Source organism: Nocardioides turkmenicus (genome assembly GCF_011045035.1).
Taxonomy (GTDB): domain Bacteria; phylum Actinomycetota; class Actinomycetes; order Propionibacteriales; family Nocardioidaceae; genus Nocardioides; species Nocardioides turkmenicus.
The window spans coordinates 1-13588 of record NZ_JAALAA010000030.1 but is presented as its reverse complement, the minus strand read 5'-3'; the positions used below and the strand labels follow the sequence as shown (position 1 = coordinate 13588).

The 13588-nt window shown below is 68.7% G+C and carries 12 protein-coding genes; 9 read left to right on the top strand and 3 right to left on the bottom strand.

Going from position 1 to position 13588, the window contains the following annotated elements:
• The first annotated feature begins 96 nt into the window (after nucleotides 1-96).
• Together G5C66_RS26985 and G5C66_RS23830 are read left to right on the top strand one after the other, a co-directional pair.
• Nucleotides 97-354: a hypothetical protein gene (locus tag G5C66_RS26985; RefSeq protein ID WP_338144300.1), complete on the top strand. Its 258-nt coding sequence runs from the start codon at nucleotides 97-99 to the stop codon at nucleotides 352-354.
• 76 nt (nucleotides 355-430) lie between these two features.
• The gene (locus G5C66_RS23830) at nucleotides 431-868 is read left to right on the top strand and encodes an iron chaperone (protein WP_165113836.1); all 438 of its coding nucleotides are present in this window, start codon (nucleotides 431-433) and stop codon (nucleotides 866-868) included.
• Between the two features lie 61 nt (nucleotides 869-929).
• Here the strand turns inward: G5C66_RS23830 and G5C66_RS23825 are convergent, their stop codons facing one another.
• Nucleotides 930-1421, bottom strand: a complete 492-nt coding sequence (locus G5C66_RS23825; protein WP_165113833.1) for a DnaJ family domain-containing protein — start codon at nucleotides 1419-1421, stop codon at nucleotides 930-932.
• Nucleotides 1422-1492: 71 nt separating this feature from the next.
• On the opposite strand from G5C66_RS23825, the gene G5C66_RS23820 reads away from it, so the two are divergent.
• From G5C66_RS23820 to G5C66_RS23805, 4 genes are all read left to right on the top strand, one after another.
• Nucleotides 1493-2137, top strand: a complete 645-nt coding sequence (locus tag G5C66_RS23820) for a TetR/AcrR family transcriptional regulator (RefSeq protein ID WP_165113830.1) — start codon at nucleotides 1493-1495, stop codon at nucleotides 2135-2137.
• Nucleotides 2138-2172: 35 nt separating this feature from the next.
• The gene (locus tag G5C66_RS23815; protein ID WP_165113828.1) at nucleotides 2173-2850 is read left to right on the top strand and encodes a DUF998 domain-containing protein; all 678 of its coding nucleotides are present in this window, start codon (nucleotides 2173-2175) and stop codon (nucleotides 2848-2850) included.
• Nucleotides 2851-2939: 89 nt separating this feature from the next.
• On the top strand, nucleotides 2940-5966 hold the full coding sequence (locus G5C66_RS23810) for a 3-keto-alpha-glucoside-1,2-lyase-like domain-containing protein (RefSeq protein ID WP_165113826.1): 3027 nt from the start codon (nucleotides 2940-2942) through the stop codon (nucleotides 5964-5966).
• 108 nt (nucleotides 5967-6074) lie between these two features.
• Complete coding sequence (locus tag G5C66_RS23805) at nucleotides 6075-6554, top strand: GNAT family N-acetyltransferase (protein ID WP_165113824.1); 480 nt, start codon at nucleotides 6075-6077, stop codon at nucleotides 6552-6554.
• 12 nt (nucleotides 6555-6566) lie between these two features.
• Here the strand turns inward: G5C66_RS23805 and G5C66_RS23800 are convergent, their stop codons facing one another.
• The gene (locus G5C66_RS23800; RefSeq protein ID WP_241248812.1) at nucleotides 6567-8114 is read right to left on the bottom strand and encodes a copper resistance CopC/CopD family protein; all 1548 of its coding nucleotides are present in this window, start codon (nucleotides 8112-8114) and stop codon (nucleotides 6567-6569) included.
• A gap of 65 nt (nucleotides 8115-8179) precedes the next feature.
• Nucleotides 8180-8905, bottom strand: a complete 726-nt coding sequence (locus G5C66_RS23795; protein ID WP_165113821.1) for a YcnI family protein — start codon at nucleotides 8903-8905, stop codon at nucleotides 8180-8182.
• Nucleotides 8906-9844: 939 nt separating this feature from the next.
• Between G5C66_RS23795 and G5C66_RS26650 the strand changes: the two genes are divergently transcribed.
• The 3 genes from G5C66_RS26650 to G5C66_RS23780 form a co-directional block, all read left to right on the top strand.
• On the top strand, nucleotides 9845-10474 hold the full coding sequence (locus tag G5C66_RS26650; RefSeq protein ID WP_165113819.1) for a peptidoglycan DD-metalloendopeptidase family protein: 630 nt from the start codon (nucleotides 9845-9847) through the stop codon (nucleotides 10472-10474).
• Nucleotides 10471-11808, top strand: coding sequence for a hypothetical protein (locus tag G5C66_RS23785; protein WP_165113817.1), 1338 nt, complete (start codon nucleotides 10471-10473; stop codon nucleotides 11806-11808). Before G5C66_RS26650 ends, G5C66_RS23785 begins: the two co-directional genes overlap by 4 nt.
• Before the next feature lie 312 nt (nucleotides 11809-12120).
• On the top strand, nucleotides 12121-13588 hold a 1468-nt coding region (locus G5C66_RS23780), incomplete at its 3' end, for a hypothetical protein (RefSeq protein WP_206444498.1).

Sequence of the window (13588 nt, the reverse complement as noted above, 5' to 3'; positions counted from 1 at the left end):
GGTCGATGACCGACCTACCGCTGGCGGACGGATCGGTGGGGCGGCGTACTCGCCTTCTGGTCCGTCATCCACATCCCCGACCCGGCGGTGCCCGGGGTGTTCGAGGAGTTCTGGCGGGTGCTGCGGCCCGGCGGGCCGGTGCTCGTCGGCTTCCATGTCGGCGACCAGACCCAGCACTCGACCACCGGCTACACCGGACGCCCGATCAACGTCGACAGCCACCGGCGGCGACCCGAGCAGATCTCTCGATGGCTGCGCGATGCCGGGTTCACCATCGAGGCCGAGCTCCTCATGCGTCCCGACGACGAGGTCCCCGGCGCGATCGTCTTCGCCCAGAAGCCTGCTTTCGACTGATCAGGAACGAAGAAGCGTACGGACAGTCCGGCTCCTTAGGCTCGTCTCAACAGACCTGCTCAGGAAGGAAAGACCGATGGCGAACAGCACTTTCACCGAGGAAGAGAAGGCCGCGATGAAGGAGGCGGCCGCCGAGCGCAGGACCGCCGCCAAGCGTGGCAGCGGGAGCAAGGAGGCCGCCGCCGACCTCGCCGACTGCCTCGAGAAGATCGGGGCGATGGACGACAACGACCGCGCCATCGGCGAGACGCTCCACCGGATCGTCACGACGCACGCGCCGGATCTCGCCCCGAAGACCTGGTACGGCATGCCCGCGTACGCCAACGCCGACGGCAAGGTCGTGGTGTTCCACAAGAGCGCCGGGAAGTTCAAGATGCGCTATGCCGAGGTCAGCTTCCAGGAGTGGGCGAACCTCGACGACGGCGACATCTGGCCGACCGTCTTCGCCGTCGCCGCGATGACCCCCGCCGTCGAGGAACAGCTCACCGCCCTGGTGCAGCGCGCCGTCCGCTAGCCGGCGTCGCCACCCGAGGGTCACCTCGCCGCGGGTGCTGGAGGAGATGGCGCGGTGAGCGCTACCGGCGGCGGAAGAATCCGCGTCGCCGGGTCCGCCGCTCCGCCGCCCGAGCAGCCTCACGGTGCCTCGCTGCTCGCGCCGCTCGGCGCTCCGCCCACGCAGCGACCGTGGCGTCGGGGTCGCGCGGCATCGTGATCAGTGGCGGCCCGGCCGGCGGTTCGTAGCGCGCTCGGATCACGCGTTCGTTGAAGTCGTCGACCTCGCGGCGTACGGACTTCTCGTCCATCAACTTGTCCAGGCGATCGTCGAGCGCCGCGTCGTCCTTGCGGAGCTGGATCGATGGCGGCAGAAGTGCGATGTGCTCACGCTGGACGAGGCTCCGGATCCACCAGTCGGGGTCGTGGTGGTCCGGCAGGTCGATCGGCTCGCCGCTGCCGGGCAGATCGTCGAAGTCGCCGCGCGCGATCGCCCTGCGGACCTGGAGGTCGGCGAGCAGGGCCACCGCGACCGCATCGTCGATCGCGAAGGCGTACGGGTCATGAAGCGTCACCCGGCGCTCCCTCCATCACGGATATCAGTCACCTGTATTATGTCACGCGTATTGGAACAGGGAGGGCGAGGATGCCGAAGCTGGTCGACCACCGCGAACGACGCGAGGCCATCGCGAGCGCACTGTGGCGGGTGGTCGAGCAACAGGGCTGGCCACGCGCGACCATGCGCGAGGTGGCTCGCGAGGCCGGCGTATCGCTCGGACAGCTCCAGCACTACTTCTCGTCGCGCACCTCCATGCTGACCTTCGCGATGGAGTTCGCCGCCGAGCAGACGTCCGCGCGGGTCGCTCACGGCCTGTCCGGGCTCGACCAGCCTCCGCACCCCCGAGACGTGCTGCGGGTGGTCGTCACCGAGATGCTCCCCATGCACACCGATGCGCGCGCCACCAGCCGCATGAACGCCGCGTACGTCCTCGAGGCACTGCACGACCCCGAACTGCGCGAGGTGGCGCGCGCCGGGCTCCGGGAGGGGCGGGAGATGGTCGAGCGCCTCGTCCGCGAGGCAATCGCCAACGGGCAGATCTCCTCGGATCGCGACCCTGCGCTCGAGACCGACCTGATCCTCTCGCTGACCGGCTTCACCCCGCTCCTGGAGCTCGGCGTGATCGAGCCGGAGGCCGCGCTCGCGGCTGTCGATCAGCACCTCGACCGGCTCTTCGACCCGACAGCTGACGATCTCAGGCGGGACCGAGGGCCGGGTCCGGGTCGTCCCTGATCCACGGCGCGCGGCGGAGTCGGCACGATGAGGGCATGACGACCGGTGCCGACCATCTCCCCCGCAGCCTGCTGCGCCTCAGCGCGCTGTGCGGCCTGTTCGCACCGATCGTGTTCACGGCCGCCTGGGTCGTCGGCGGGATCGTCCAGCCCGACGCCTACAGCGTGGTCGACGACGCGATCAGCGACCTCGGCGCACGCACCGCCGACCATGCCTGGATCTACAACCAGATCGGGGCGAACCTGACCGGTCTGCTGGTCATGGCGCTCGCCTTCGGTCTCTGGCGAGCTCGGCCGCCCGGCGTCGCGGGCGGGCTCGGGGTGATCGCACTGGCGGTCGTGGGCGCCGGCGTGTTCCTCGACGGGTGGCTCCGGCTCGACTGCCGCTCGCTCGATGCGGGCTGCGACAACGGGGGCAGCTCAGGGCTCGCCGTGGCGCATCAGATCGAGTCGCTGGTCACGGTGCTGGGGCTGCTGGTGTCGGTGTTCGCACTGGCCTACGCGTTCGGGCGCGGTGAGCGCTGGCGCGACCTGCGGACCCCGACCCTGATCGCCGGAATCGCGACCGTCGCGGCCTTCATCGGACTGTCGTTCGTGGGCCTCGGACTCGGCCCACGCGTCGGCCTGACGGTGTGGTTCGCCTGGCTGGCACTGGTGTCCCGCCACCTCATGAGGACCACCCGGGAGCCTCGCCATCCCGACATTCAAAACTAATTTGCGAAAGTTCCCAAACTTCTTGACGAAGTCTCACGGGGTCCCTACCTTCGGATGTGACTCGCGCCACATCTCACGCGGAGGCCCCCATGATCCACGTCCCCCCATCCAGAGCCGTGCTCGGCTCACTCGTCGGCCTGTCGGTCGCGGCGGCGCTGCTCGGCAGCGGCCCCGCCACCGCTGCTGAGGCTGAGCTCCCACCACAGGAGCCCGGCGTCACGCTGCGCACCTACGACATGAGCCGGCCGATCGAGCAGCTGTGCACGCTGCGAGCCGGCCAGACGCCCAACGTCGACAAGCTCACCTCGGTCATCGACTACGACTCGCCCGACGACTTCGGGCTCGCCGAACGGTTCATCTCCCACGCCCTGGCCAACCTGCGCATCGATGCTGCCGGGACGTACGACTTCCGGCTGATCAGCGACGACGGCTCCCGGCTGGTCATCGACGGCTCGGAGGTCATCAACCACGACGGGCTCCACGGGGAGACCGCCAAGGACGGCTCCGTCGCGCTGAGCGAGGGCTACCACGACCTGCGCGTGGAGCACTTCGAGAACGGCGGCGGTGAGGTGCTCCGCCTGCAGTGGCGTCCGCCGGGCGCCACCGACTTCGCGCTGGTGCCGACCGAGGTCCTGAGCACCGAGGCAGGAGTCGTCCGGGTGACCGCCCCGGGCACGAAGTACTGCGAGGGGCAGAACGACACCGCCGGTGACGGCATGCAACTGGACAGCGTCCACCCGGCGTACGACCTGACCGACCTGCGGCCCGAGGGCTTCGAGCCGATGGTGTCCGCGCTGGACTGGGCGCCGGACGGCCGCTTGGCCGTGGTGACCTCCGGGTCGGTGAGCCCGTCGGGCTGGGTGGAGAACCCCGAGCCGGGCGAGATCTTCTTCCTCAGCAACGCCCGTACGGCCAGCGGACCCGAGGACGTCGAGGTGGAGAAGGTCGCGACCGACCTGTTCAACCCGATGGGCGTGGCCGTCATCGGCGAGTCGATCTTCGTCTCCGAGCGCGACCAGCTCACCGAGCTGACCGACCCCGACGGCGACGGCTTCTACGACAGCCACCGCAAGGTCGCGGAATGGCCCTTCGGCGAGAACTTCCACGAGTTCGCCTTCGGCCTCCTCCACGACGAGGAGAGCTTCTACGTCAACCTCTCCGTCGCCATCAACTTCGGTGGCGCGACCACCGACCCGCAGCCCGCACGCAACCGCGGCACGACCCTGAAGATCTCGCGCAAGACCGGGGAGATCACCTACCTCGCCGGTGGGCTGCGTACGCCCAACGGGATGATGCGCGGACCCGACGGCGACCTGTTCGTGATGGACAACCAGGGCGCCTGGCTGCCCAGCTCCAAGCTGGTGCACGTCAAGCCCGGGCGGTTCTTCAACCACTACACGAACCCGGCCGGCCCGTTCGACGAGAAGCCGGTCACCGACCCGGCCCTGTGGGTGCCGCAGAACGAGATCGGCAACTCCCCGAGCAGCCCGATGATGCTGTCGCAGGGGACGTACGAAGGCCAGATGATCTTCGGCGACGTCACCTACGGCGGCCTGCAGCGCGGCTTCCTGGAGAAGGTCGAGGGTGAGTACCAGGGCGCGGTCTTCCGCTGGTCCGCCGGACTCGAGGCGGGCGTGAACCGCACCCTGCTCGGCCCCGACGGGTCGATCTACGTCGGCGGCATCGGCGAGGCCGGCAACTGGAGCGAGCCGGGCAAGCTCCGCTATGGCCTGCAGCGGATGAGCCCGGCCGACGGCTCGGCGTTCGACATGCACCAGATGCGCGCCACCAGGAACGGCTTCGAGATCCGGTACACGAAGCCGCTCTCGCAGGAGACCGTCGAGAAGATCGCCGCGAACCCGAACGCCGCGTTCCGGATGACCCACTGGCGCTACGCGCCGCGACCGTCGTACGGCGGGCCGAAGATCGACGAGCGGCCGCTGTTCGTCTCGGGTGCCGAGGTCTCCGCCGATCGCACCTCGGTGAAGCTGACCGTCGACGGCCTGGAGGAGGGCCGTGTCGTGCACCTGCGCTCGCCGCGGCCGTTCACCAGCGAGGGCGGGAAAGAGCTGTGGAACACCGAGGCCTGGTACACGCTCAACTCGATCCCCGGCTACGAGTCACCGGCTGACCGCGGCTATCTCGAGGCCGAGCAGGCGACCCTGCGGGGCAGCGCCAACGTCGCGGTCGAGCACAACGGCTACTCCGGCTCCGGGTTCGTCGACGGCTTCGGCAACGTCGGCGCGTCGGTGACCTTCGACGCGAAGGTCGACCGCGCCGGGACGTACCCGGTCCGGCTGCGCTACGCCAACGGCCCCGACCCGGCGCCCGGCACCAAGCGGGTCTCGGTCTACCTCAACGGCACCGAGGTCGAGCCGTGGGCGCTCGAGTCCACCGGCGACTGGCAGACCTGGGCGACGGTGACGCGGTCGATGCGACTGAAGGCCGGCGTCAACCGGATCACCCTGCGCTACGACCAGGGTGACGAGGGGAACGTCAACTTCGACGCCCTCAAGGTCGGCGGCGGCGAAGACATCTGTACGCCGCAGAAGCCCGCCCCGGGCTACAAGTCGCTCTTCGACGGGACGCTGTCGTCCCTGGCCGCGTGGCGGATGGCCGGACCGGGCTCGTTCGGTCGCCAGGACGACTGCTCGCTGCGTACGACCAACGGCCTGGGCCTGCTGTGGTACGCCGAGCAGGAGTTCAGCGAGTACAGCCTGCGCCTCGACTGGAAGCTGCTCCGCGACGACAACGGCGGCGTCTTCGTCGGCTTCCCCAACCCCGGCAACGACCCCTGGGTCGCGGTCAACCAGGGCTACGAGGTCCAGATCGACGCCTCCGACGCTCCTGACCGCACCACCGGCGCCATCTACACCTTCAAGGGCGCCGACCCGGAGGCGGTCGCAGCGGCTCTCAAGCCGGTCGGGTCATGGAACTCGTACGACATCCGGGTCGAGGGCTCGACGATCAAGGTGTTCCTCAACGGGACTCTGGTGAACGACTTCACCAGCACCGACCCCGCCCGCGACCTGGCCGGCTTCGTCGGCATGCAGAACCACGGCGGAGGTGAGACCGTCCACTACCGCAACGTCCAGCTGAAGGACCTGACCGACTGACGCTGGTCCACGCCGCGCCGGCGTGAGCGCCCTCCTCCCTCATGCAGGGGCGCTCACGCCGGCGCACGCCTGTGCGTGGCCACCCACCCACCAGCGACACTTGGGCGCATGAGCTTCTCGATCCGCGGCGGGTCCATCGGCGACGTGGGTCGCTGCGTCGATCTGTGGACGCGGGTGATCGTCGCCCGAGACGGGTCCGAGGTCGCCGATGAGGCCGCCCGGAAAGCACAGGCGGCGTTCACGGAACCGACCGTACGCTTCGCCGTCGTCGGGTCAGCGCCCGACGGCTTCGCGCTCACCCTCACCCGAGAGAACGGCGTCGCGCTGCTGTCCCGGCTCTGCGTCGACCCGGCCGTCACCTCGCGCGGCATGGGCGCGGCCTTGGTCGCCGACGCCGTCGAGCACGCGCGGGATGCCGGGTTCCAGCGCATCGAGCTGGAAGTCAGGGAGACGAACGCACGGGCCATCGCGCTCTACGAGCGGGCCGGCTTCACCGCTGTCTCCGAACCGTGGGCGTACGACGAGGGCGATCGGGTCGTGACCTGGTCTCTCGATCTGGCGAAGCCGGCCTCCGGATACGGTGGATGACGACCGCCGCTCTCAGCGGATCGGCACGTCGATCGTCTTGGTCGACTGGTCGAATTCGGTCGCGCGGACGGTGATCGCGAGTTTCCAGGTGCCGGCGACCGGCACATCGATGCTCCCCAGACGCTGGCCGGAGGAAACGGCTTCCAGCGGCACCGGGAGCGGTCCGATCTTGCCGAGGCTCACCGCGGCCTTGACCTCGGGCGGGTCGGTCGGTTGACCGCTGGCGTCGAAGACGTACAGGCGCAGGTCGACGCTGCGGTCACCGCGGGGTGTGGCCGCGACGCGCACGGTATCTCCCTCGATCACGAGCTCCGCGGTCGTCTTCGGGTGGTACGCGGTTCTTGCGGGTTCGGTGGCGGTCAGACTGCTGGTGACGGCGAGCACGACGATGATGCCGACGGCTTCCCCGAGCACGGTCCACCGCAGGTCGATCCCGCGCCGCGCGGGCGCCGACGATCCGGCGATCCGGCGGTTGACCCAGGCCCGAGAGAACGAGGCAAGGAGGAGTACGGCCACGACCAGCATCGTCTTGACCAGCAGTTCGTGACCATACGTGGTCTCGGTCAACGCACCCCACGACCACCCGACGCCGCGCCACGACTGAAACAGGCCGGTGATCACCAGTGCACACACAGCCGCGAACGCCAGCCGCGAGAACCGCCGTACGACAGCTAGCGCCTCGGCGTCGCGTAGGCGGATCGCAACGAGGACCACCAACAACCCGCCGAGCCAGATCGAGGCCGCGATCGCATGTGCCGTCTCGCTCAACACGGCGAACACTCGCAGTGATCCGCCTGCCGCATGGCCGGCCAGCGCGAACGTCATACCGACGAGCAGAGCCCAGATCGAGATCACCCAGCGATTGCGCCAGATCACCAGGACACCCAAGCCCGTGAGCAGGAAACGTGCCACGACAGCCTTGCCGTACGTGGTCTGCCATACCTCCTGCAGCAGATCGGGACGCCCTATCACCGATAACCCGAGGCCCGCGTCGTACGGACCCTTGAGCAGGATCTCCAGCAGCGCACCGCCGGCGAGCAGAACGGCGCCGGCGGACACCAGCCGCTGCAAGGTCGTCGCGCTCCCGGTCGGCCAGCACCAAGCGAGCACGACGAGGATGCCGAGCAGGAGCGCCGATCCGAGGTAGCCGAGCCACCGTGCCCCGCCCAGGGACCAAGACAGGACCTGGGATGGTTGGGCGGGAGGTTTGGCGTCGGTCTTCGATGCCGCTCCCACAGAGAAGGTGAAAGCTCCCGCGAGTGGGTGCGAATCGGCGGAGACGACACGCCACGAGACGAGGTACGTGCCGCGCTGCGAGGAGGCCACACCGATCCGGACAGCGTTGGCGGTGCCGTCCGGATGGGCAGCCTTGCCGTGCTCCACCCGTGTCCCGTCGGGCGCGAAGACCTGGACGGACTCCGGCACCATGTTGACGGGCTCGTTGAAGATCAGCGTGACCTCGGTCGGCGCGACGTCGAGAACGTCACCTTCGGCGGGGGTGCTGCTCTTGAGCACGGCGTGCGCCTCGGTCGGACCGGCAGCGAGGACCACGCCGAGCATCACGACGCACGCCAACGAGCCCGCGACCAGGAGAAGAGCGCGGGCTCGTCGGCCGAGGTCAAGAATCAGGACCGCCTCCGAAGCACTCCGAGTCCGGCCCCGAAGACCGCGACGACGATCGCGATGATCGACAGTACGAGAGGTGTCTTCGACGCCGCCTCCGGCTCTTCCGCCCCGTCGGCGGCAGCGGTGTGGCCATCTCCCCCGGCCTCGTCGTGGTGCCCGGCGCCAACCGTCTCACCAGCGTCACCGGTCAGATCGAGTGTGGGAGCCGGCTTCTCCCCCGACTCGTCCTCGTCGATCCAGCGGGCGACGGATCCGTCGGAGTAGGTCTGCAGGGCCTTGAACGTCATGGAACCGCTGTCCGGCAACGGGCCGACCGAGATGCTGAACTCGTCGAACTCACCGGGCTTGATAGCGGTCGCGGCGGACTCGGCGGTCCAGTTCACCTCGGAGACAGCCTGGGTGATCTCGTTGCCGTCATGGTCGGTCAGCGGCTTGGAGAGCTTGGTCGTCTTGACCTGGTAGGTCCACCCCGCGCGCGGCTGAACCGACACAGAGGTGAGCGGATGCTCGGTCGGCAGGACCACCCGCAGCTTGGTCGTCGAAGCGGTGTCGGACTCGTTGGGGACCTTGAAGGTGAGTTTGGAGTAGCCCCCTGCTGGAGCACTGTCCGGGTTGACTGAGACATGCGCGGAAGCGGCGGCGGCGGTGGCGACGAGCAACGTCGGGATGCCGGCGGCGACCAGACCGAAACGGGCGATACGGATAGTTCTGGCGGAGCATTTCATAGCGAGGTTCCTTCATCCGGTTCCACCACGACCGAGGTGACCGCAGCGGTGTCATTGGCTGACCGACGCCGCAGTCGACGACGGTGCAGGAGATCGATGGAGCGGGCGCACAGGCGAGCGCGGTCCTCGGCGCATGGCGCAGACGCATGCGCTCGCACCCCAGAGAACGACGACCGTCAGTTCCCTCGGTCGGAACTCCGCTGACCAGGAACCGGGCAGCGGCTCGACAACCTGTGACACTCCCCAGCGAAGGCTGGATGTCAATCTCGTCGGGTGCTCGGAAACGGCACGAGGCCGCCACCAGACGTGACGGATTTGATGATGTCATCGGATCGGGCGGGTTGTCCACGTTTGACCGGCAATTCTCGCCGACGACCAAGCCAGGCCCATAGTCCCGCTGTTACCGAGCAGTTGGTCCCAATTTATTTTGCCGTGGGTCTGGACAACTGTTACGTCAAGGGGTAATCATCGTGTTTGGAAGTACCGGCGAGGACTCGTCACCCAAGCCGGTTTGAGACCGAGAGCGGCGGCTTAATCGCCGTTACCGAGCGCTATTGGTCCTGAGATGTCGTTGATGTCTCGTGCGCATGTCTGATGCCTGCGCGCTGACGTTGTCGGCATCGCGCCCCACATCCGTATCCGTGTGTCAAAGCGGCTGTCACCTCACTCGGGCATCCGCGGCCAAGCCAAGATCCACAGGCGCATTCCATCGCAACCGATTGAACTCGTCTGTCCGTTGTCAGCGTTCCGGAAATTCCCGCCGGAGGCCGAAGGGTGGTGGATTGTCAGATGTCGACCTTTGCTCGAACCAGAGCTCACAACAGCGCTCGAAACAGCCTTGCGGCGACTGCGCTCTCCACTGCGCTCTCTGCAATCGCACTTGCCGGCCTCGCTCCGCAGTCCGCCCGCGCGGACGATGCGTCGAGCAGGCTGCCAAGCGTGCCCAAGGCTGTCACCACTGCCAACGACCTCAACGCACTGGTCACACCTCCGCTGCCCCGCGGGACGTACACCGACCTCCACAACTTCGGCGACACCAGCAGGCACTGGACCCGCTGGCACACCGGCACCGACCTCTCCGCTCCCTGCGGCACCCCGGTACTCGCGGCGACGGCCGGCATGGTCATCATCGAGACCGGCGGTGGCTGGTCCGGCCGCTGGTTGGTCAAGGTGACCACCGGCAACGGCAAGGTGACCACCTGGTACGGCCACATGCAAGGACTCACCGTCGAGGGCCGCCAGATCGTCCGCGCCGGTCAGCAGATCGGATACGTCGGCTCCGAGGGCAACTCGACCGGCTGCCATCTGCACTTCGAGGTGCACGCGAACGGCGGCGGGATGTACCAGGACAACGTCAACCCGAGCATGTGGCTGGCCCGCTACGTTGGCAACGCGCCCTCACGGAGCGCCGTGCAGTCGGCCGGTATCGCCCAGACACCTGAGACGACTCAGACCAAGGTGCCAGGCGCCTACGCCGTCCCTCGGGGCGCGGTCGGGGAGCAACAGGCAGTGACCGAGCCGATCGGCCTGGGCAGCCTGCTCTCCGGAGGAGGCAAGGCCGGGTCATGACAACGCCTGCCGAGAACGCGCTGCACGCGCGACGCCGGGCTCGCACGCTACGACGCGCGGGCGGCCGGACAGTCGCCGTGCTGGGCTTCGCCGCGTTGTCCTGGGCGGCCTTCACAGGCACGGCGATGGCGCAGGACAGCTCTGACCAGCCTGCCGACGGGGCTCCGAGACAGGCATCGGGCCCGGCATCTGGCCAGGCCCGGATCGGCGATGCCTTCGGCTCACTCACCGACGACGCGCTGCGCGGCCTCACCGAGGCCGCCGACGCCGTCGCTCCCAAGACCGTTGCCCCTGAGACCGTGGCCCCTGAGCCCCTCTCCTCTGAGAGTGTCTCCCCAGCCGCTGCGTCGGACCCGACCGCCGCGCAGAACCCATCGAGCGTGGTGGTCGAGTCTGTCGAGACCACCACAACGCAGAAGCCTCCGGCACCGGCCGGTTCACTCGGCGATGCGGGTCTGATCGGCTCCACCGTGCATGGGTTGACCACATACGCGGTCCCGCAGTCCTCGTCCGCGCAGCCAGCCGATGGTCCCGCTACTGACACCCAGGCGGCCTCCGTCCAGGGATCGCCCGGAGGACTCTCGCTCCCCGGACTCGTGGGTGGCGCCGAGGACACGGTGAACGGTCTGACCGGGAGTGTGCTGACCGCCACGCAGCTCGACAAGGCGCTGCCCGAGCCGGAGGTCAAGCTGCTCTCGAGCACGCTCGACTCGCTGGATGTGAGTTCGGCGCTGCCGACGGTTGCGCTGCCGCCGCTCCCGGTGATCGAGGAGCCCGTCAACGACGTACTCGGCGCCTTGCCGGTGGACACCACCGGCATCGACCCGGTCCTCGACCCGGTCCTCGGGCCGGTCCTGACGGACCCGTCAGGGAGCCCGGTGACGACCGTTCCCGCCCCTGGCACCGGTACGGACGTACCGAGCTCGCCGAGTCCGGTGGCCGTGTCGCCGAGCGACCCGTCGACGATCGACGCCTTCCCGGCGGTCCCGATCCTGCTGCCCTTCAAGACGTTCCCGGGCTCGACCGACTCGCCGGCGACCTTTGCTTCGCTGGCCGACGCCGGCTCCGAGGGCACCGGCCAGGATGATGTCTACCTCTCCCGCGCGCTCCTCGACACAAGGGGTGCCGACGCGGGCGACAGTTCCATCCCGGCCCCGCCCGGTCCGCACAGCCCCGCTGGCGGCAACGACGGCGGCTCCGGCTCCAGCCATCAGCAGAGCGGACGGCTGACCTCCTTCACGCTTCCCGGCGGCGGCTTCGTCAGCCTCGTCCGGGACTACGGCTGGCACCTGCCGGCTACCCCGACCTTCGACCCGGGTTTCTCTCCGGACTGACCGGTGACGGCGCGCCACTCTCGAGCGCGCCAGGGAAGCAACGTCGCCCCGGCCACGGCACGGCCCTGCCGACGGAGCTCGATCCACCAGCACGCCTCGGAACGTGTCGGACTCGCTCGAGCCTCCTCAACGGCACCCGTGATCTTCGCGATCCACCGCCACGGCCAGGACACGCCGACCCCACTGCGACCCAGCAGATTCTCACCGTTTCAGTCCAACCGAATTCATCAGTACGGCAGTACGCGATCAGCACCTGGGATCGGCCGCTGCCTGACCGACATCACTCTGATTTCGAGTAACGGAGAAACTCTCATGTCTATCAACATCAGGACTCGGCGTCGTGCCGATGCTCCCGCTGGCTGGCAGCCGATCGGGCTTCCCAAGGCCGCACCGGCTGCCCCGGTCGCTCTCGTTCGTCGCGAGACCACGCCCGCGCTCCGCAACACCGTTCACAGGACCGTCCGTCGCCTGGCCGCTCCGGCCGCCGCGCTCACCGCGAGCGTGGCAGTCGTGTCCGTCGCGGCGATGGCGCCCTCTGCCCAGGCCCACACCTCGGAGACCCTCGCGGCGTCGAACGACCCGCAGACCCCGATCGATGCCCAGACCATCTCGGCACCCAGCACCACCGCCGATGCGTCGGCCACCACCTCGGGGCCGACCTCGCAGGTGCCGGAGGACAAGCAGCCCAGCGATGGCCGGCCGGAGAGCACCGGCACGACCGGCGCCGGCTCGGCTGTCGGCGGCATCGGCTCGTCACTGCCCACGTCGTCGGCTGCCGGTCTCCCGGTCGCCGGTGGCTTCATCGCCAACGCCCCGGAGCTGTTCGAGACCGGACTGTTCGGCGGAGAGACCGTCCAGACCTCGACCGACCCGAACCAGTCGGGCGGAGCCCACTCGAGCGGCGACACCTCCCACGAGGGTGGCGGGGACGCGTGTGACTTCTTCCTGCAGCACATGTGGAAGAACGAGGACGGCATTCCCGTCATCGGAACCAACTCGCACTTCCTGACCTACCACACCGACCCGTCGTACAAGAACCTGCCGCTGTCCCTGGCCAGCGGCGCGATCGGCAACTCGCAAATGCCGATCATCGACATCTACGGGGGCCCGCTGGGCTGGATCCCGATCTTCAACCCGTCCCACGTGCGTGGCCACGGCACCGACTACGTCACGCTCCTCACCGGGTGCGGCGGCATGGGCCTGCCCGTCAACCCGAAGGACGGCAGCGTGGACCTCAACAAGATCCCGACCCCGGAGAAGGTCACGACCTTCGCGGGCAAGATCTTCCCGAGCGTCCCGTCCGTCTCGAAGATCACTGGTCCGGACTACCTCTACAACACCCTCCAGACCAAGGAGATCATGAGCCGGATCGGACCGAGCTCGACCATGACGCCGGACGAGTACCTCTCCTTCGCCGGCAACAACTTCGACGCCTTCCGCCTGCTGTGGGCGACGGCGCTCCAGCAGGTCAGCAGTGGCAACCCGACCGCGATCCTGGACGTCTTGGAGGTCACCAACAACCTCAAGACGCTCGAGTCCCTCGGCATGCCCGGTCTCCCCGGCGCAGGCGGCCTTCCGCTGCCGGGCTCGGAGCAGCCCTCGGGTGAGCAGCCGTCCGGTGAGCAGCCCTCGGGCGAGGAGCCCGCTGGCGAAGAGCCGAGCAGCGACAACCCCCTGGGTGGTCTCCTCGGCGGCAGCAACCCGCTGGGCGGCCTGACCGGCGGCCTGCCCCTGCCGGGCTCGGAGCAGCCCTCGGGGGAGCAGCCGTCCGGTGAGCAGC